19 protein-coding genes and 1 pseudogene are annotated in these 19,766 nt (G+C 41.0%); 8 read left to right on the top strand and 12 right to left on the bottom strand.

Annotated features, from left to right (window positions below):
• Position 1 precedes the first annotated feature (1 nt).
• The 12 genes from HMPREF1320_RS01780 to HMPREF1320_RS01835 all read right to left on the bottom strand — a co-directional run bounded on the left by HMPREF1320_RS01780 (position 2) and on the right by HMPREF1320_RS01835 (position 13,170).
• Positions 2–883 carry an NAD-dependent epimerase/dehydratase family protein gene (locus tag HMPREF1320_RS01780; RefSeq protein WP_009417227.1) on the bottom strand — a complete coding sequence of 294 codons (882 nt, stop codon included), beginning with the start codon at positions 881–883 and terminating at the stop codon, positions 2–4.
• Between the two features lie 172 nt (positions 884–1,055).
• Positions 1,056–2,369: a lipopolysaccharide biosynthesis protein RfbH gene (gene rfbH, locus HMPREF1320_RS01785; protein ID WP_009417215.1), complete on the bottom strand. Its 1,314-nt coding sequence runs from the start codon at positions 2,367–2,369 to the stop codon at positions 1,056–1,058.
• Positions 2,370–2,392: 23 nt separating this feature from the next.
• Positions 2,393–3,469 carry a CDP-glucose 4,6-dehydratase gene (gene rfbG, locus HMPREF1320_RS01790; protein WP_009417205.1) on the bottom strand — a complete coding sequence of 359 codons (1,077 nt, stop codon included), beginning with the start codon at positions 3,467–3,469 and terminating at the stop codon, positions 2,393–2,395.
• Positions 3,463–4,233, bottom strand: a complete 771-nt coding sequence (gene rfbF, locus HMPREF1320_RS01795) for a glucose-1-phosphate cytidylyltransferase (RefSeq protein WP_009417218.1) — start codon at positions 4,231–4,233, stop codon at positions 3,463–3,465. Before rfbF ends, rfbG begins: the two co-directional genes overlap by 7 nt.
• A 53-nt stretch (positions 4,234–4,286) precedes the next feature.
• Entirely contained in the window at positions 4,287–5,279 is a 993-nt protein-coding gene (locus HMPREF1320_RS01800; RefSeq protein ID WP_009417211.1) for a 2Fe-2S iron-sulfur cluster-binding protein, read from the bottom strand.
• A gap of 32 nt (positions 5,280–5,311) precedes the next feature.
• Positions 5,312–6,628, bottom strand: coding sequence for a UDP-glucose dehydrogenase family protein (locus HMPREF1320_RS01805; RefSeq protein WP_009417223.1), 1,317 nt, complete (start codon positions 6,626–6,628; stop codon positions 5,312–5,314).
• Positions 6,625–8,550 carry a nucleoside-diphosphate sugar epimerase/dehydratase gene (locus HMPREF1320_RS01810; protein ID WP_009417232.1) on the bottom strand — a complete coding sequence of 642 codons (1,926 nt, stop codon included), beginning with the start codon at positions 8,548–8,550 and terminating at the stop codon, positions 6,625–6,627. Before HMPREF1320_RS01810 ends, HMPREF1320_RS01805 begins: the two co-directional genes overlap by 4 nt.
• A gap of 67 nt (positions 8,551–8,617) precedes the next feature.
• A complete protein-coding gene (locus tag HMPREF1320_RS01815; protein ID WP_009417230.1) occupies positions 8,618–9,745 on the bottom strand; it encodes a DegT/DnrJ/EryC1/StrS family aminotransferase in 1,128 nt (375 codons plus the stop codon).
• Positions 9,742–10,389: an HAD family hydrolase gene (locus HMPREF1320_RS01820; protein ID WP_009417228.1), complete on the bottom strand. Its 648-nt coding sequence runs from the start codon at positions 10,387–10,389 to the stop codon at positions 9,742–9,744. The genes HMPREF1320_RS01815 and HMPREF1320_RS01820 overlap by 4 nt, the downstream gene beginning before the upstream one ends.
• Positions 10,382–11,356: an ATP-grasp domain-containing protein gene (locus HMPREF1320_RS01825; RefSeq protein WP_009417224.1), complete on the bottom strand. Its 975-nt coding sequence runs from the start codon at positions 11,354–11,356 to the stop codon at positions 10,382–10,384. Before HMPREF1320_RS01825 ends, HMPREF1320_RS01820 begins: the two co-directional genes overlap by 8 nt.
• 21 nt (positions 11,357–11,377) lie before the next feature.
• A complete protein-coding gene (locus HMPREF1320_RS01830; protein ID WP_009417217.1) occupies positions 11,378–12,001 on the bottom strand; it encodes a sugar transferase in 624 nt (207 codons plus the stop codon).
• Between the two features lie 71 nt (positions 12,002–12,072).
• Complete coding sequence (locus HMPREF1320_RS01835) at positions 12,073–13,170, bottom strand: class I SAM-dependent methyltransferase (protein ID WP_009417208.1); 1,098 nt, start codon at positions 13,168–13,170, stop codon at positions 12,073–12,075.
• A 291-nt stretch (positions 13,171–13,461) separates the two neighbouring features.
• Here HMPREF1320_RS01835 and HMPREF1320_RS01840 point away from each other — a divergent pair, with 291 nt between their 5' ends.
• The 8 genes and pseudogenes from HMPREF1320_RS01840 (at position 13,462) to gdhA (ending at position 19,399) form a co-directional block, all read left to right on the top strand.
• Positions 13,462–13,842, top strand: a complete 381-nt coding sequence (locus tag HMPREF1320_RS01840; RefSeq protein ID WP_002674290.1) for a ribonuclease P protein component — start codon at positions 13,462–13,464, stop codon at positions 13,840–13,842.
• A 67-nt stretch (positions 13,843–13,909) separates the two neighbouring features.
• Complete coding sequence (gene purN, locus HMPREF1320_RS01845; RefSeq protein WP_009417209.1) at positions 13,910–14,470, top strand: phosphoribosylglycinamide formyltransferase; 561 nt, start codon at positions 13,910–13,912, stop codon at positions 14,468–14,470.
• Between the two features lie 358 nt (positions 14,471–14,828).
• Positions 14,829–15,284 carry a 50S ribosomal protein L13 gene (rplM, locus tag HMPREF1320_RS01850; RefSeq protein ID WP_009417226.1) on the top strand — a complete coding sequence of 152 codons (456 nt, stop codon included), beginning with the start codon at positions 14,829–14,831 and terminating at the stop codon, positions 15,282–15,284.
• A complete protein-coding gene (rpsI, locus tag HMPREF1320_RS01855) occupies positions 15,284–15,670 on the top strand; it encodes a 30S ribosomal protein S9 (RefSeq protein ID WP_002674299.1) in 387 nt (128 codons plus the stop codon). The genes rplM and rpsI overlap by 1 nt, the downstream gene beginning before the upstream one ends.
• Positions 15,671–15,781: 111 nt before the next feature.
• Positions 15,782–16,507: a 30S ribosomal protein S2 gene (gene rpsB / locus HMPREF1320_RS01860; RefSeq protein ID WP_009417221.1), complete on the top strand. Its 726-nt coding sequence runs from the start codon at positions 15,782–15,784 to the stop codon at positions 16,505–16,507.
• 124 nt (positions 16,508–16,631) lie between these two features.
• Positions 16,632–17,594, top strand: coding sequence for a translation elongation factor Ts (gene tsf, locus HMPREF1320_RS01865; RefSeq protein WP_009417240.1), 963 nt, complete (start codon positions 16,632–16,634; stop codon positions 17,592–17,594).
• A gap of 78 nt (positions 17,595–17,672) precedes the next feature.
• Positions 17,673–17,903 (top strand): annotated as a pseudogene (locus HMPREF1320_RS01870) (gliding motility-associated C-terminal domain-containing protein); the annotation flags it as partial.
• Between the two features lie 155 nt (positions 17,904–18,058).
• The gene (gene gdhA / locus HMPREF1320_RS01875; RefSeq protein ID WP_034553850.1) at positions 18,059–19,399 is read left to right on the top strand and encodes an NADP-specific glutamate dehydrogenase; all 1,341 of its coding nucleotides are present in this window, start codon (positions 18,059–18,061) and stop codon (positions 19,397–19,399) included.
• Positions 19,400–19,766 lie beyond the last annotated feature (367 nt).

Consider the following 19,766-nt stretch of genomic DNA (forward strand, 5'->3'; position numbering starts at 1 on the left):
ATTAATTATTTATTTCGTTTTTTACAAAGTTCCATATATTTTCTTCTAAACTCTTTTTAGGTTTCCATCCTAAAGAACGTAAAATATGGTTATCTACTTGAGGTTCCATAATCTCCCCCTCTCGGTAAGGAAGTGCTCCAAAATTCAACTGTGTTTTTATTGGTTTGCCTTTAAGTTTTTCTAATACCTCTTTGACAAGTATTACAAAAGTCTTTACGGGAGTGAGTACACCTGTACCTACCTCTATATCATTAAAAGCTTTTAGTTGTGGTGCTTGTTCTAAACAAGTAAGGTAGGCACTTACCACATCGTCTATATAGATAAAATCACGCTTTTGTGTGCCTGCGGTGAGTGGGATGATGTTTTTTTCCTGCTGGAGTTCATTCAAGATCCAAGAGGTAAATTTGTCATTGCCATCTTGTTCTCCAAACATATGTTCTAATTTTAAGTTTACCACTTGTATTTTATCAGACGCCAATTGCAACCACTCTTCAAATTGTTTTTTCGATAAAGCGTAATAATTTAAATATTTATATAATAAGGTCCCGGTGTTAAAAAAGGTCCCGGTGTTAAAAAAGGTCCCGGTGTTAAGCAACTCTATACCAAGCATTAAATTGGTTTCAAGTATTTGTTGTATACTCTCTCCTTTTCTACCATACACACAGGCTGTATGAATGATAGTGTCTATATATTGTTCTTCAAAGGCTTTTTGCAAAGGAACTTGGTCTATATCATAGCTTTTAAAGGTGTTTTCAAAACCTTTTAAACGCCACATATTAGAGGTAGAGCGTTTGAGTACTACTACCTCATAGCTTTTGTTTACCAATGCCTTCAGCAAATGACTGCCGAGGAATCCTGTTGCGCCCGTTAAAAGTATTGTCATAATTATATTGCTATTTCAAATTCTTGCTCTATGTAGGATTGAAAAAACTCCCACGAAAGGCACGTTCAGCTTACGCTGATGGGGGTTTGCCCACGAATTACACGAATTTGCACGAATGCTTCAGCTTGCGCTGATGAGGGTGATATTGTAAAGAAACCTATTTGTGCTAAAGTTAGAAATTCACCCCAAAATATTCTTCTAATTTTTCTGCGATATAGTCTAAATGTTCTTCGCCTAAAGCTGGATAAATACCTACCCAAAAGGTTTGATTCATTGTGATATCGGTATTAGTAAGGTCACCCACTACACGGTATTCCACTCCTTTAAAGTAAGGCTGCTTAGTGAGGTTTCCCGCAAATAGTAAACGTGTGCCTATCTTGTGCTGGTCTAAAAAACGGAGTAAATCTACCCGTGCGGTACCTGCATCTTCTTTAAGGGTGATAGGAAAACCAAACCACGAAGGGTTGCTATTGGGGGTTGCCTCTGGTAGGTATAAAAAATCAGTAAGGGTTTGGAGTCGCTCTTTGAGGTAGGCGAAATTTTTACGGCGTTTTTCTATAAACTCCTCTACGCGGTCTAACTGTGCTAATCCGCAAGCGGCTTGCATATCGCTAATTTTTAGGTTGTAACCTAAATGTGAATATACATACTTATGGTCATATCCAAAAGGCAAATCACCGTGCTGTTGCGAGAAACGGCAGTTGCAAGTGTTGTCACAACCTGGTGCACAATAGCAATCACGCCCCCAATCGCGGAAAGACTCAGCTATGGTTTTTAGCTCGGCATTGTTAGTAAATACTGCCCCTCCCTCGCCCATTGTGATATGGTGAGCTGGATAGAAACTAAGTGTTGCAATATCACCAAACGTACCTACTTTTTGTCCGTTGTAAGTAGCGCCGAGAGCATCGCAGCAGTCTTCTACGAGCCAAAGGTTATATTTCTCACAAAGGGCTTTTATTTTTTCTAAGTTGAAAGGGTTTCCCAAAGTATGGGCGAGCATTATCGCCTTTGTTTTAGGGGTAATAGCTTGTTCTATAAGGTCAGCATTTACATTATGTGTGTGTAAGTCTACATCTACAAATACGGGTATAGCCCCAAACTGAACAATAGGGTTCACCGTAGTAGGGAATCCTGCTGCAACGCCTATTACTTCATCACCTTTTTTGATAGCACGGTCACCTAATTTAGGTGATGTGAGCGCACTAAAGGCTACTAAGTTGGCTGAAGACCCTGAGTTTACAGTGATGCAGTATTTTACCCCCAGAAAGGCGGCTAACTTTTCTTCGAAAGCATGGTTGAAACGTCCTGTGGTGAGCCAAGCGTCGAGAGAGGCGGCGACCATATTTTGGAGTTCTTGCTCACCGATTACTTTTCCTGAAGGAGGGATTACCGTTTTTCCTGCTTCAAAGGGTTGGGGTTTGTAAGCCTCTTCGGCATATTGGGTTACTAATTTTGCTATTTCTTCTCTGATGCTGTCTAAGGTCATTTATTGTAGTGTTTTTCTTGTTGTTAGTTTGAGTATTCCATATAGCCTTTGATTTCGTAAAGGCAGTGGGTTTGCATATCTGCTCCTCGTAGCCACGCGCGATGCCAATGGACGATTTTTTCTAAAGTATCGGCGAGTCGCCATTGAGGATGCCATTTGAGTCGGGTAGCAGCTTTGGAACAGTCGAGTTTTAGAAAGTTAGCTTCGTGAGGCTGTTCGCTCTTGTCCCATTCATAACGGGCTCCTTCGCCCCAAAATTGTACCATTTTTTCTAATATCCATTGTACAGGCTGGCAATCGTCGTCCTTAGGTCCAAAATTCCAACCTTCGGCAAAGGCATTGCCCTCATTATACAAGCGTTCAGCTAATACCAAATAGCCTGAGAGGGGTTCTAATACGTGCTGCCATGGACGTGTAGAGAGGGGGTTACGGATAATTACGGGCTGTTGTTGCTCAAAAGCTCGCAAGATATCGGGTATCAACCGGTCGTCAGCCCAATCACCTCCTCCTATTACATTACCTGCACGGGCTGAGGCTACAGCTGCGGTATCGTTAGTATAAAAAAATGAACGGCGATAGGCAGAGACTACTAACTCAGCACAGCCTTTGCTATTGCTATAAGGGTCGTGTCCGCCCATAGGTTCGTTTTCACGATAGCCCCATTCCCATTCTCGGTTCTCATAACACTTATCGGTAGTGATAATAACTACCGATTTCAGCTGAGGGGCATATCGAGCTGCTTCCAAAACGTTTACAGTACCCATTACATTGGTACTATAAGTGTCTACAGGTTCTTTATAGGAAAGTCGTACTAAAGGTTGAGCAGCTAAATGTAATAACACATCGGGGTTGAAAGCACGTATGCTTTGTGATAGCTGTTGGAGGTTGCGAATGTCGCCTATTTCGGTTTGCATATTGTCACCTACTTTAGCGACTTCAAAGAGGGCGGGCTGGGTAGGAGGGGCTAATGAAAATCCTTTTACTTCGGCTCCCATCAGCTGTAGCCATAGGGATAGCCACGACCCTTTGAATCCAGTGTGTCCTGTAACAAATACGCGTTTTCCTTTCCAAAATTGAGGATTTACTTTTCCTACTACCATACTTTCCAAGGAGCTTTATTGGTTTGCCATAATTCTTCTAAGAGCATTTTATCGCGGAGGGTATCCATTGGTTGCCAGAAACCTTCGTGTTTGTAGCTCATCAGCTGTCCGTCGGCAGCTAATCCTTTGAGAGGTTCTTGTTCCCAAATTGTATTATCGTCTTTGATGCGCTCTATCACTTTGGGTGAAAGGACAAAGAAACCTCCGTTTACGAGAGCACCATCGCCTTTTGGTTTTTCTTGGAACTTCATAATCTGATTGTCTACTATATCTAAAGCTCCAAAGCGACCTGGGGGGTAGACAGAAGTGAGGGTAGCTTGCTTGCCGTGAGCTTTATGAAAAGCTAGTAATTTAGCAATATCAATATCAGCTACCCCATCGCCATAGGTAAAGCAAAAAGCTTCCTCATTGGCTATATAAGGCAATACTCTTCTAAGGCGTCCTCCCGTCATAGAGTGCTCTCCTGTATCTACGAGGGTTACTTTCCACGGTTCAGCACGTTTTTGGTGTACGTGCATCTCGTTGTTTGCCATATCGAAAGTGATGTCGGACTGGTGCATAAAGTAATTGGCAAAGTACTCTTTGATGATATAGCCTTTATAGCCACAACAGATGATGAACTCATTGATGCCATAATGTGAATAAATTTTGAGAATATGCCATAAGATGGGCATTCCTCCTATTTCTACCATTGGTTTGGGTTTTACAACGGTCTCTTCACTGAGGCGTGTACCGAGACCACCTGCTAATATTACTGCTTTCATAAAGATAATTTTGTGCGAGCCGCACGGGCAATTATTTTTTTATTTATAAAAATTTACTTATTACCTGCTATAAACGCATCGGCGAAGAAGTTTTCTTCTTTTAGTCCTTGTTGGGAGAGGAGCTTTTGAGCGCTTTGTATCATCACTTCACTGCCACAAGCGTATACTTGTGCTTTTTGCCAATGAATAGGTTGCTGTAGGGCTACTTCTTGTACATAACCTTTAGCTCCTTGCCACTGCTCTTCCCGAGTGAGTACAGGTATATAGGTGAATTTAGGTAGTGTTGTTTTGGGTTGCCAAAAGAGATCTTCTTGTTTTCTCCCTCCCCATAAAAGCCATATTTTTTTATGAGTTGTTAATTTAGGAGTAGATTGCAGTTGCTCTAAAATTGCTTTTATAGGTGCAATTCCAGTACCTGTAGCTATTAAAACGATCTCCTCACAATTGGGATTATTGCGATAGAAAAAAGTACCCAGCGGGCCTTCCATTCGTAATAAGTCGTTAGGTTTGGCTTCGTTAAACCAGTACTGACTAAATAAACCTCCTTCATAATTACGGATAAAGAGTCTTAGTTCGTTGGCTTCACATTGGCTATGACTGATAGAATAACTGCGTTTTTGTCCGTTTCTGATAATATCTACATACTGCCCAGCTAAGAACTGAAAGACTATCTTTGGGGGCAAGCGCAATACTACTTCTACAATATTAGGAGTAAGTACTGTGATGTTATTTATTTTACAAGGTGTAACTTGTGGTTTAGGCAATGTTACTGCTAAGTCTTCTACATCTAATATTACTTCTGATCTAGGTACTACATTGCACGAGAGTACATAGCCCGCTGCTTTTTCTTCTGCGGTAAGCACTTTTTCGTCTTGCAAATTCTCAACTTTGCCTTGAAGTATTTTTACACGGCAACTCCTGCAACGTGCCTCAAAACACGAATATTCTAAACTGATATCGTTATCTAAGGCGGCTCTTAGCAAAGAGGTATTCTCATCACAAGGATAAGATTTGTCGTTTTTTAAATGTATGGTATACTTACTCAAAATATTTTATAAATAATGTGGTCTTATCTTTCTTATACTCCTATCTGGACATACTCCCACCCCTTGCTTGGCAACTCAAAGGCATTATACTGATTCCTTCCATCGAAAATTACTTTTTCTTTTAGCATTTTAGCTATCTCGTCGAAATCGGGCACGCGGAACTCTTTCCATTCGGTAAGCAACAACAAAGCGTCCGCACCTTTTAGGGCTTCGTATTTACTATCTACGTAGGTTACGGGTATATCTTTTAGGTAACATATCTTTGCCTCGTGTACCGCTTTGGGGTCATACGCTTGTACTTTGGCACCGTGTTTTATAAGCTCTTTGATGATGTAAATAGCAGGAGCTTCGCGCATATCATCGGTTTCGGGCTTGAACGAGAGCCCCCATACAGCAAAGGTTTTGCCGCTGAGGTCTTCCCCATATTTGGCAACTACTTTCTGTGCAATCACTATCTTCTGACGGTTGTTCACATTATCTACTGATTCAATCAGTTCTGCTTTGTAATCTACCTCTTCTGCTAATTTTTTAAGTGCCAATACGTCTTTCGGAAAACAAGAACCTCCATAGCCACATCCTGGGTAAATAAAGCTATAGCCTATCCTGCTATCAGAACCTATCCCTATACGCACTTTATTTACATCAGCCCCTACACGCTCACAGATATTCGCGATTTCGTTCATAAATGAAATCTTAGTAGCCAGCATAGTATTCGCAGCGTATTTGGTCATCTCTGCCGAACGAATGTCCATCGTGATAAAGCGTTCGTTTTGTAAGAAAAAAGATGAGTAAAGGGCTTTCATCTTAGTAAAAGCCTCATCGCTATCAGCTCCTATTACCACGCGATCAGGTTTCATAAAATCCTGAATTGCCTTGCCTTCTTTTAAAAACTCGGGGTTGGACACCACGTGAAATTTGTAATTCACTCCGCGTTTATCCAAGGCAGCTTGCACGGTAGTGCGTACCTTGTCGGCAGTGCCTACGGGCACGGTCGATTTATCTACTACTATTAACTCTCCTTGCATTGTTTCGCCTATGGCTTGGGCTACCGAAAGCACATATTGCAAGTCTGCCGACCCATCATCACCCATAGGAGTTCCTACAGCTATAAAAGCTATCTCAGCATCTTTGATTGCCTCCGCGAGCTCAGTATTGAAAAATAGTGTTTTACCTAAATTGCTCTGTACCATTTCTTCCAATCCTGGCTCGTAAATAGGAATCACCCCTTGTTTGAGCTTCTCTATTTTCTCAGAGTTTACATCTACGCAGGTTACCTTGTTGCCCATTTCGGCAAAGCAAGTGCCTGATACTAACCCCACATACCCAGTGCCTATGACTGCTATTCTCATTCTATTTTCTTATCTAAGGTTTCATATTCGGAGTTATTGCTTTTAAACTCCTTTACTATTTGTTTTAATAAACGCACTACTTCTGTCTTATCGCCTTGCGTAGCTACTTTATATATTTGGGTGGTGAGTGCCTCTATTTCAGTAAACGACATTGAAGGGTCTTTGCTAATCATTATTTTCTTGTGGTGAGTAGGCATTGTTTTAGTACTGTCACTTAATAGTTCTTCATAGAGTTTCTCACCAGGACGCAAACCTGTGTACACGAGCTTGATATCTACGTTTGGTTCATAGCCTGATAGTTTAATCATACGAGTAGCAAGGTTGAGTATCTTCACGGGTTCACCCATATCAAAAACAAATATCTCGCCACCTTTGCCCATAGTTCCTGCTTGAAGTACCAACTCACACGCTTCGGGTATAGTCATAAAGTAACGCACTATATCAGGGTGGGTGATGGTTACAGGACCTCCTTTTTCTATCTGTTTCCTAAAATGGGGGATTACCGACCCATTAGAGCCCAACACATTGCCAAAACGAGTAGTGATAAAAGCTGTTTTATTGCCTTCTTTGTTTTGTAAGGCTTGTACAAAAAGCTCTGCCACCCTCTTTGAAGCTCCCATTACATTGGTGGGGTTTACAGCTTTATCAGTGGATATCATCACAAAGTGAGGTATTTCATATTTGTTAGCCAAAAGTGCTACATTTTTAGTCCCTTGTATGTTTACCAACGCAGCTTCGTGCGGATTCTCTTCTATCATCGGCACGTGCTTATAGGCAGCCGCGTGATACACTACTGAAAACTTATGTGCTTTAAACACACTTTCTAAACGTTCACAGTTAGTAATATCGGCTAAAACAAATTCAAAAGCGATGTCTGGGAAACTCTCTTTAAGTTCTAACTCTATGTCGTATAGAGGCGTTTCTGCTTGGTCGAGCACAACTACTAAGGCAGGGGTGAAGGTAGCTATCTGTCGTATCAACTCACTACCAATAGACCCCGCTCCTCCTGTCACCAATATATTTTTGTGGTAGTGTTTTTCGCGTACTTCTTCGTTATCTAATACTATCTGTCTACGCCCTAATAGGTCTTCTATTTGTATTTTATGAAGATTAAATCCTTCTTTTTCTGGACGTAATTTCTGTAATGCGGGGGTTTTGAGTATTTGTAAACCTTTGTCTAAACACACATTCACCCAAAAAGTCATCTCTTCTTTCGAAAGATGGTTCTTGTTTATGAGCACCCCATCAGCCTCTAATTCTTCACAAGGAGTATCTATAAATTTATCTTTTGAGATAATAGGTCTACCCAATAGAGTAGCCTGTTTAGGATTCGTACGCCCTGTAAGAAAACCTACTACCGAATAAGGAATCGCAGCATTGCCTATAATCCCATTGGCAAAAGCAACTGCTTCATCATCTATCCCCAAGATAAGAATACGCCTCTTAGAAGTACGCCTATTAATTTCTTTTACCAAATAGAAAAACTCTTTTACCGATAACCTAAATACAAATAGTATGATGAACGACACTGTAAAATATATCAGTAGAATAGGGTTCAACAACACTTTTTCACCTATAACGTGCAGACTTATCTTGTTGGCAATAAACATTGCTATTACCGTGCACCCACTTGAAAGCAGAATGCGAAACAAATCTCTAAAAGTAGAATACCGTATAATCCCTGAATAAGTACGGAAGATGAACATAAAAAAGATGTTCACCCCGATAACTAATAAATAGCGTTTGTAAAGAGGAATACTGTCGGGAATATATACCCCCAAGCGTTCTACTACAAAAAAGGAAAAGAATAAAGCTATAAATAGCAAAAGCACCTCCATACACACCACTATCCAACGTGGGGTGTAACGGGCAGTAGCTAAGCTTACCAAAGTATTATCGCTATATGTATGTGTTTGGGGCATTGTTTTAAATATAAATGGAAAAATTTGCACAAAGGTACAAAATTCTTTTTAATTTTATAGAGACACTTTATAATTTCTTAAAAACGCCTTTTATTCTCTCTCGGTCTGCATCAGTAAGATTAGAACCTGAAGGCAAACATAACCCATTGTCAAACAGTCGTTCGCAGGTCTTTTCACCGTAGTAAGGAGCTGTGGCAAACACAGGTTGCAAGTGCATAGGTTTCCATAAGGGGCGCGTTTCAATATTTTCTTCCAAAAAGGCTAATCGCAAGTCTTCTCTATCAAATCCTGTTTTAGTTTTATCAATGGTAATAGCCGAAAGCCAATAATTACAAAAGTAATCTTCATTGGGCTCTGTAAGTAATTTTATCCCTTCAGTTCCTTTGAACAAATCGGCATAAAAAGCGTGCATCTTTCGGCGGGCTTCAATGCGCTGTGGCAATACCTCCATTTGTCCACGACCTATGCCTGCCGTAATATTGCTCATACGGTAGTTATACCCTATGTGCGAATGCTGGTAGTGAGGAGCGTTGTCGCGCGCTTGGGTGCTCAAAAAAACTGCTTTATCTTTCTCTTCTTGAGTGTGACATACCAAAGCCCCTCCTCCTGAGGTAGTGATAATCTTATTGCCGTTGAACGACAGTACCCCAAACCTACCAAAAGTACCACAAGGTTTTCCTTTGTAAGTGCTTCCTAAGGCTTCGGCGGCATCTTCCACCAATGAGATATCATACTTTTTACATAGAGAGAGCACCTCCTCTATTTTGAAAGGCATTCCGTAGAGCGATACAGCGATTACCGCTTTAGGCTTCTTGCCTTTCTTGATGCGGTCTTTAATAGCTTCTTCCAAGAAAATAGGCGATATATTCCACGTTTCTTCTTCCGAATCTACAAACACGGGCGTAGCTCCTTGGTATACGATAGGGTTAGCAGAAGCCGAAAAAGTCATCGATTGACAGAGCACCTCATCGCCTACTTGCACTCCACACTCTATAAGAGCTAAGTGCAAGGCTGCCGTACCTGCCGAAAGTGCCGATACTTTCACTCCATTGCCTAAAAAGTGCTGTAAATCTTCCTCAAAGCCGTTTACGTTAGGACCTAAGGGCGCTACCCAATTCTCCTCAAAGGCTTGATGGATATATTTAAGTTCGTTCCCTCCCATATGTGGGGAAGAAAGCCATATTTTTTCTTTCATAACATGTGTATAAGTTCTTTTAATTCTGTGATAATATAGGTAGGTTGTTGTTCAGGAGCTACCTCGAAATCCTGCGGATGTATATTCCATCCTTTATTGAGCAAACAGTAACTCGTCCATCCCAATATATTTGGAGCTATAAAGTCTTTTGTAGGATTGTCGCCTATATAGCAATACGCCTTAATATCTTCTTCTGTAAACACTTCATAGTTGTGTAAGTCAGGTTTACTCCTGCCAAATTCTTCCGAAATAACAATTTTGTCAAACAGGGCTTCTATCCCTAAAGCTCTCAACTTATTGCGCTGTGTAACTGATCGTCCATCAGTAATGAGTCCTATTTTATAGCCTTGAGCTTTGCAAAAAACTAAAACTTCTTGTGCTCCTTCATTTAAAGATATTACAGGGAAATGGTTTCTATAAACCTGCAATAATTGTTCCATACTGAAATGTGGAAAGTACTTTGCCACATATTCAAAAGCATTCCTTCCTTCTTGATATTCACAAATCATTTGCTTATAAAGCCTTTCCGTTGCTACCGCCTCAGAGACAACCAAAGAAGCTATTGCTCGGTAAGCCGACTTCAAATAGTCGATTTCATATACCAAAGTATCGTCTAAATCAAAAATAATGTACTTGCTACTCATAATGGCTTACAAAAACAGCTTCGTCATACCTAAGCATCAACAAATGGTCTTCCCAATTGTTGTTCACTGGTATTTCTTTGCCTAACAAGTATTCTTCTATTAAGTATTTAGGATAATTAGCTCCTGCGACATAGCTAAGCGGGAAACCTCCTCCAAAACGAGGATTGATTTCAATAGCTATCACTTGTTTTGTCGTCCGATTTAAAAAAAATTGCATCGTTAAACAGCCTTTTGCCCCTTCAATATGCGCAAGATGTTTTGTAACGAATGGCACTAATACGTTCTTTTCAGTAATCCCTTTATTGATTTCACCTGCACGCACAAATATGCGTTTGCGGGGTACCGCGCATTTTAAATCTCCATTGCGATTGTAATAGGCATCTACCGTATATTCATCGTGCATTTTTGGATCTATATACTCCATAAAAAGCAGGTCAGGGTTGTTAAGGTGATAATCAGTCAGCTCATCTGCCTTGCGTATCACAAAAATATCTTTGCTAAGCGAACCATTGTAGGGCTTTATAAGGAGCGGAAAAGTAGGTCGTGTTTTATCAATAGAAACAGGTACCTCTATGCCTTTTTCTCGAAAAAAAGTGTTTGTAAGTCGTTTATCCCTACATTGTTGCACAAACGCTAATGAGGAAACCACAGGGGTAATTCCTCTGTCTAAAAAAAGTCGTTGGTGCTTAGCGAGCATCAGTAGTTCAGTATCAATAGTAGGGACAATAAGTTTTACACCCCATTGCAAACATTGTTCTAATAAGGCTTGTGGATAATTCTCATCAGTTGCTTTACATATAGAGGCATATCCATCGGCTATCTGGCAAGCAGGCGAGAAAGCGGGGTTCATATCTACCGCATACACCTTGCTCTCAGGGAATAGCTCTTTTAATTCTCTTTGAAAAGCTCGCAACAACGCCACCCGTTGCCCTGCCGACGTAATTAATATATTATTTTCTCCTTTCATTTATAAAAAATACTTGTCGTGCTACAAACTGCTTGTCGTGTTACGACCCCCTCTAAACTCCTCCATTGTAGCTTGTCCTTCTTGTGATATCCCTTCGCGTATAAACACTTTCTTTACCGTGAGTAGCAGTATTTTAAGGTCTAATACGAATGATTGGTGGTCTACATACCACACGTCCAACTCAAATTTCTTTTCCCAGCTGATAGCATTGCGCCCATTCACTTGCGCCCAACCAGTGATACCTGGTTTTACCTCGTGTCTACGCTTCTGAGTCTCGTTATACAAGGGTAAATACTGAGGCAATAACGGTCTCGGACCTATAACCGACATATCCCCTTTCAGTACATTCAGCAGTTGTGGAATCTCATCAAGCGAAGTCTTCCGTACAAAAGCTCCTATTTTTGTGAGTCGCTCAGCATCAGGCAAAAGCTGTCCGTTAGCATCACAACGGTCGTTCATTGTTTTGAACTTGATAATCCTAAAAATGCGTTCTCCTTTCCCAGGTCGTAACTGATAGAAAAACGGCTTCCCGTTATTAGCAAACCACAACCCTATCATCACCACTACAAAAATAGGACTCAGCACAATAAAGGCAATCAATGCTGTAAGAAAGTCTAACACCGGTTTTATAATATTCCTATACATCTATTTTCTCCCAAAAGTTACCCGTGTGGCTCACTCCTGCCTGTCGCACAACACTCATTAATCATTAACCACTAACCATTAATCACTACCTTAAACAGCGTATGGCTATTGCCAGTGCCTAAGTTGTCATAGATATCCACTACTTTCAAACCAGCGCGTTCCACGCATTTTATCATATCACCCGAATAGTACATCTTGCTGTTGCCGTTTGCCATTGCCGTAAAATACACACTGATTTGGGTAAGGCAATACGCCCCCGTTTCGTGTTGTTGTCTGTCCCAATAGGCTTCCAGAATATACAACTCGGTATGAGCGTCCATCGCAGCAGCTGCCCTACTGAGAATACTCGTTACTTCATCTTCTGAGAAGCAATCCAAAAACTGACTCATCCATATCACGTCAAAACCTTTCGGAAAAGGCACAGAGGCGTCCAACAGATTAGCCGGATAGCCTCCAATACGGTCAGCCCCTTCTTTGCCTGCGATATTGTTTTTCATCAAACCTAGTTGCTGAGGTAAGTCCATAATGGTTACCTGTACATCGGGGTTAAAGCTCACGGTCTTTAACGCAAAGCGTCCCGTATTACCTCCCACGTCTAAGAGCGTCTTTACAGGGCGTTTAAAAATGATATTTAAAGCATCTTCAAAAGAGTAATCAGAATAGTAATGGTCAAAAGCAAACCACTTTTCTTGCGCCTTTTTAGGCAATTGTGAGAGCCCCTCATAAATCGTAGGCCAAGACCCAAACACTTTAAGTCCCGCAGGTTTCCCTTCTTTAAGTGCTTCTTCAAGGTGAAACAACCCTTCGTAGCACACCTCTTGAATGAATTCCATATTCACACGGGTGGTCTTGTCGCGAAGCAAAAACCAACCTGCTTTCGATATCGCAAAGCGGTCGCCCTCTTTCAAGAGTACCGTACCTATGGAAAGCGACGACTCCAAAAGTATTTTCACAGCATAGTCACTCAGCTGTGTTTTAGTAGCCACCTCCTGCATTGTCAATCCTTCAGGCGCATTGCACAAAGCCTCGAACACGCCGAGTTTTACCATTAGATGTGATATTTGGAACACCACAGGCGCAAAAGCAATCTCTTGAGCCAAGCGCTGAGCTTCCAAAGCCGTTTTTTGTTCAGTAGTGTATTGTTTTCTGATTGCTGGTGTTAAATTCATATGCTTAAATATCTCAGTTCAACAATTAAGGTGCAAATGTACAAATTAAATAGCAAATAACAATAAAAAGATTTCTCGGCTATCTGCCACCCTTTCGTTTCTTAGCTCTTTCCTTGATTATTCCTTTTTCTTATTAACATTTGTTTAACATATGATATTCAGTGAATTAACGCCTTTTCTATACCAATCTTCCAAGATTCGTATAAGCTTCCTATAAGCTTTCTATAAGCTAAGACCACTCTCCTCATTTGTTCATTTGTTAATTCTTTCTTACCTTTGCCGTCGAATTTAATGTGTTTTATTTTGCCTACCTTTCCCAAAACCGAAAAACTCTGCAAGCGTGAAGCCATTCAACAGCTCTTTGCCCAAGCCGAGGCACTTACCTGCTATCCGCTTAGGTTGTTGTACGCCCCTGTTAGCAGTTTAGAAGCTCCTTACCAACTGCTTATCAGTGTGCCCAAACGCACTTTCAAGCGCGCAGTACATCGCAATTTGCTAAAACGACGCCTGCGCGAAAGCTACCGACTCCAAAAACACCTATTGCCCGTAAAAACCGAAAAGTATGCCCTTGCCTTTCTCTATATAGGGAAAGAACTCACCGATTACGCCACTATTTACAAATCCGTAACCCAACTCATAGAAGATTTTTCTCATCAACTCACCCAAGAATAACCCATCGCTTTTGCACTCCACCTTCCCCCTTTGAAGAGGGGTTAGGCAGATGTTTAAATTACCCCCTATGAAAAAGATTATCATTTTTGCCTCAGGTTCAGGCTCCAATGCCGAACGTATCGCTACCTATTTTCATCAAAAAGGTACTGCTCAGGTAAGCCTTATACTCTGCAATAACCCTCAGGCAGGCGTACTCACGCGTGCCAAACGCTTAGCCATTCCCTCTTTAGTCTTCAACCGACAAGCGTTCTATGAGTCGGATATCGTCCTCAATATCCTTAAATCCCAGCACCCCGACCTTATCGTGCTGGCAGGTTTCTTGTGGAAAGTACCTGCTTATCTCACTGAGGCTTATCCTCATAAAATCATCAACATACACCCTTCGCTTTTGCCCAAATACGGTGGCAAAGGAATGTATGGCTCACACGTGCACGAAGCCGTCATTGCCAATGCCGAAAAAGAAAGTGGCATCACCATTCACTATGTAAACGAACATTACGACGAAGGTAATATCATCTTCCAAGCCAAAACAACCGTACTCCCCACCGATACTCCCGATACCTTAGCCGAAAAAATTCACTTATTGGAATATGAACATTTTCCCAAAATCATTGAAAAGTTATTATAGCTCAACAAGTAAATATGCTCTACACGAATAAAGTGAATCAAGAGTAGAAAAAAAAAAAACATATTGTTTTTGTATATTACAATATTAGAATCGCTTTTACGTTACATTGTAGGGGTAGTTTGAAAAAAACTCTTTGAAAACAAACCCTTTCAGTCGCCCCTGCTTTTAAATACTCCGAGAAATTTCTATTAATTCTTTAATCTTCTAATTTCTAATATATTACCTCTTACTTCTTACCTCTTACCTCTCAAAAATTTTGCAGTTTCAAATATTTGTCGTACTTTTGCGCCCTAAAAATAAAAGTGTCGTTTGATGACACTATTAAGGAATGTTTAATTTTTAATAAAAATCACAAAGAGTGGACACATTAAGCTACAAAACCATCTCTGCCAATAAAGCCACTGTAAACAAAAAGTGGGTCTTGGTAGATGCTGATGGACAGACTTTGGGTCGCCTTGCCTCTAAAGTAGCCAAGCTACTTCGCGGTAAGTACAAACCCGAATTTACCCCTCACGTTGATTGTGGCGATAACGTAATTGTTATCAACGCCGAGAAAATCAACCTTACAGGGAACAAATGGGAAGATAAAAGCTATCTTCGCCACACTGGTTACCCAGGAGGACAACGCTTCACAGGAGTAAAACAACTCCTCGACAAACACCCAGAACGTATCATCGAAAAAGCTGTAAAAGGTATGTTACCAAAAACAAGATTGGGTGTAGCAGTTTTACGTAATTTAAAAGTGTATGCAGGTACCGAGCACAAACAAGAAGCTCAACAACCTGTTACCATTAACTTAAACGATTTGAAATAATGGAAGTAATTCACACCATTGGTAGACGAAAAACCGCCGTAGCGCGTATCTACCTTAAAGCAGGTAACGGTACTATCACCGTAAACAAACGCGAACTCAACAATTATTTCACTACCCCTACACTACAATACAAAGTAAAACAAGCCCTCAGCCTTGTAGGTGCTGAAGATGCTTACGATGTAAAAGTAAACGTGTATGGTGGTGGTATCACTGGTCAAGCCGAAGCCGTTCGTTTGGCTATTGCTCGCGCACTTTGCGAACTCGACGCTGAAAACCGCGCCGTATTGAAACCCGAAGGGCTTTTAACACGCGACCCTCGTATGGTTGAACGCAAGAAATTCGGTCAGAAAAAAGCCCGTAAGAGATTCCAATTCTCTAAACGTTAATATCAATTTGCTCCTTAGTTTAGCATCCAAATGGCTCAGGCGGTTATCTAAAATTTACAAAACCTCTCCAAGCTATTGCTAATAGTAGGAACGTAAACTATTTAAAAAGAAATGGCAAATAACATAGAAATTAAAGATTTATTAGATGCAGGCGTACATTTCGGTCACCTTACCCGCAAATGGAATCCTAATATGGCTCCCTACATCTATATGGAACGCAACGGTATCCACGTAATCAACTTGTACAAAACCGCTGCTAAAATTGAAGAGGCTGCCGAAGCCCTCAAAAAAATCGTAGCCTCTGGCAAAAAAGTGCTTTTCGTGGCTACTAAAAAACAAGCAAAAGACGTAGTTGCCGAAAAAGCAACGTCAGTAAAAATGCCTTACATCACCGAGCGTTGGCCTGGTGGTATGCTTACTAACTTTGTAACGATCCGTAAGGCTGTAAAGAAAATGTCGTCTATCGACAAAATGAAAAAAGACGGTACTTTCGATACCCTTTCAAAACGTGAAAAACTACACGTAGAACGTATGCGCGAAAAACTCGAAAAGAACTTAGGGTCTATCGCCGATATGTCTCGCCTCCCTGGTGCTCTATTTGTAGTCGATACACTCCGTGAACACATCGCTGTAAGAGAAGCGCAAAAATTAAACATTCCTATTTTCGCAATGGTAGATACAAACTCCGACCCTCGTGAGGTGGATTTTGCTATCCCTGCCAACGACGACGCTTCAAAAGCTATCGAAAAAGTACTTTCTTACATCACCGAAGCTGTAAACGAAGGTCTTTCAGGTAGAACAGCCGAAGCTAACAAAGAAGCTGAAGCAGCTGAATAAATCAAATAAGCTTTGATAAAGTCCCAAACTTTGTCAAAGCCTTAAAATTATTTTTTTAACTCACTTTCACCGGCTTCTCCCTCCCCTCGGGGGAGGGCTGGGGAGAGGATAAACATTAATAAAAATGGCAAATATTACCGCCGCAGACGTAAATAAACTCCGCCAAGCTACCGGCGCAGGTATGATGGACTGTAAAGCTGCCCTCATCGAAGCCGAAGGCGATTTCGATAAAGCAATCGAAGTATTGCGCAAAAAAGGTCAAAAAGTAGCAGCTAAACGCGCTGACCGCGATTCTAAAGAAGGTGCTGCTATCGCACAAGTGAATGCTAACCACACTGTAGGTGCTATCATCTCTCTCAACTGTGAGACCGACTTCGTAGCCAAAAACGCCGATTTCGTAGCTCTCGCTAAAGATTTAGCTGATCTTGCTCTTACTGTAAATAGCAAAGACGAACTTCTTGCCCTTAACTACAAAGGCATTACCGTAGCCGAAAAACTCCTTGAACAAACAGGTGTAATCGGTGAGAAAATAGAACTCGGTGCTTTCGAAAAAGTAGAAGCTCCTTTCGTAGGTTCTTACATCCACCACGGTAACAAAATTGCTGCAATCGTAGGCTTATCAGCAGCTATCGCCGATGCTGCCGAAGTAGGTAAAAACTTGGCGATGCAAATCGCTGCTATGGGTGCTGAAACCCTTTCTTACAAAGATTTCTCTCCTGAGTACATCGCTAAAGAAACCGAAGCACGCATTGCTATCATCGAAAAAGAAAACGAAGAGTTACACCGCTTGGGCAAACCGCTCAAACACGTACCTCAATACGTTTCACAAGCGCAACTCACTCCCGAAGTATTAGCTAAAGCTGAAGCCGATGCTAAAGCTGAATTGAAAGCTGAAGGTAAACCAGAACAAATTTGGGATAAAATCCTTCCTGGTAAGATACAACGTTTCATCTCCGATAACACTACCCTCGACCAAGAGAAAGCTCTCCTCGACCAAGTGTACATCTACGACGAAAGCAAAAAAGTATCAGATTTTGTAAAATCTAAAAACATAGAGATTACTGCTTTCAAACGTGTAGCTTTGTAATTTATATATTTAAATGACATAGTTTAAACTCCTCTTACTATCAAGTAGGGGGAGTTTTTCTTTAACTACTAATCGCCAGAAGGAGCAGATGATAATAGTCCTATTCACCTCCTCATTTTTGATGAGATGGGCTTAAAAGTATATAAAAACGAGCGTTATGGAAAAAATGGAGATTATTTTAGAGGCTATGCCAATACCAAAGGTTTTATAGGGAATAGCAAAGCCCTTCACGGCACTTATTTCTATATCGTTCGTTACAGCAAGCACGGAAAAGAAGAACAACAAAAAGGCTTTTTATATGTGAGGTAAAACTTCATTTTCTTTTGAAAATAAATCTTTTTAATAAAAATTTCTTTCGTTTTCTTTGTACATTTCAATAATATTAACTACTTTTGTCGCTCATTAATATATTTGTGTAACTAAATAATTCATTAACACATAATTCATAACTAATTAAATATATTATGGACGTAAAAAAAATAATGACCTCCTTAGAGGCAAAACACCCAGGAGAAAAAGAGTACTTGCAAGCAGTACACGAAGTGCTTGAATCAGTACAAGAGGTGTACAACCAGCACCCCGAATTTGCCAAAGCTAAAATTATAGAACGCATCGTAGAGCCCGACCGCATTCACACCTTCCGCGTGGATTGGGTAGACGATAAAGGCGAAGTGCAAAGCAACCTCGGCTACCGCGTGCAGTTCAACGCTGCCATAGGCCCTTATAAAGGTGGTATCCGCTTCCACAAAGCTGTAAACCCTTCAATGCTTAAATTCCTTGGCTTCGAACAAACTTTCAAAAACGCCCTCACTACCCTGCCTATGGGAGGCGCTAAGGGGGGGGCTGATTTCGACCCTACCGGTAAATCCGATGCCGAAATTATGCGTTTCTGCCAAGCTTTTATGCTCGAACTTTGGAAATATATAGGTCCTGATACCGACGTGCCTGCTGGCGACGTGGGTGTAGGCGGACGCGAAATAGGCTATATGTACGGTATGTACAAAAAATTAGCCCACGAGTATAACACTGGGGTACTCACCGGTAAAGGTATCAACTGGGGAGGTTCACTCATTCGTCCTGAAGCTACAGGTTATGGGGCGCTCTACTTTGTAGACCATATGCTTAAAAAACTCGGCAAAGATATCAAAGGACAACGCGTAGTAGTATCAGGTTTTGGTAACGTAGCGTGGGGTGCCTCACAAAAAGCAACTCAGTTGGGAGCCAAAGTTATCGGACTTTCAGGCCCCGATGGTTGTGTAGAAGTACCTAATGGTATGACTCACAAAATGATTGACTATATGCTCGAACTCCGCGCTTCTAACCGCAACATCGTAGCACCTTTTGCCGAAAAATTTGCTAAAGAAAGTAAGTTTACTGCAGGTAAAAAAGCGTGGACTATCCCTTGTGATATTGCCTTGCCTTGTGCTTTCCAAAACGAACTAGACGGCAATGATGCTCAAATGCTTATCAAAAATGGTGTAAAACTCGTAGCCGAAGTATCGAATATGGGTTGTACTCCTGAGGCTATCAAAGTGTTCCAAGATGCTAAATTGCCTTTTGCCCCAGGTAAAGCAGTGAATGCAGGAGGAGTAGCTACTTCGGGTCTTGAAATGACTCAAAACGCAGCGCACCTCGCGTGGAGAGCTGAAGAAGTGGATGCTAAGTTACACCAAATTATGGAGTCTATCCACAACGCTTGCCTCAAATATGGTCAGGAAGAAGGTTATATTAACTACGTAAAAGGTGCTAACATCGCAGGCTTTATGAAAGTAGCTCACGCAATGCTCGACCAAGGCGTGGTTTAATTTAATGAACAATTGATAATGAACAATCAATAAAAAAGCTGCTTCTTAAAATGAGGCAGCTTTTTTTAATCCATTTACTTCTTATGAATAATCTTTATATATAAACACCGATTTCTTTCGCTTTTCTTCTCTCTTTTCACCCTCTAACCACTCACTTTTAACTATTCACTATCAACAACTTATATACCCTTTCTATAACAATCGTCCAAGATTTGTATAAGCTTCCTATAAGCTCTCTATAAGCTAACCCCACCCATCTTACACCCTTTTTTCACCAAAACCCCCCTTAACCTCCTTCTGAAAAATTCCGTTTCCTTTCGATAGTTCAGATATGTCACTTTTAGGGGTATACACTTTGCCAAAGTTT

Source organism: Capnocytophaga sp. oral taxon 335 str. F0486 (assembly GCF_000277665.1).
Taxonomy (GTDB): Bacteria; Bacteroidota; Bacteroidia; order Flavobacteriales; family Flavobacteriaceae; genus Capnocytophaga; species Capnocytophaga ochracea.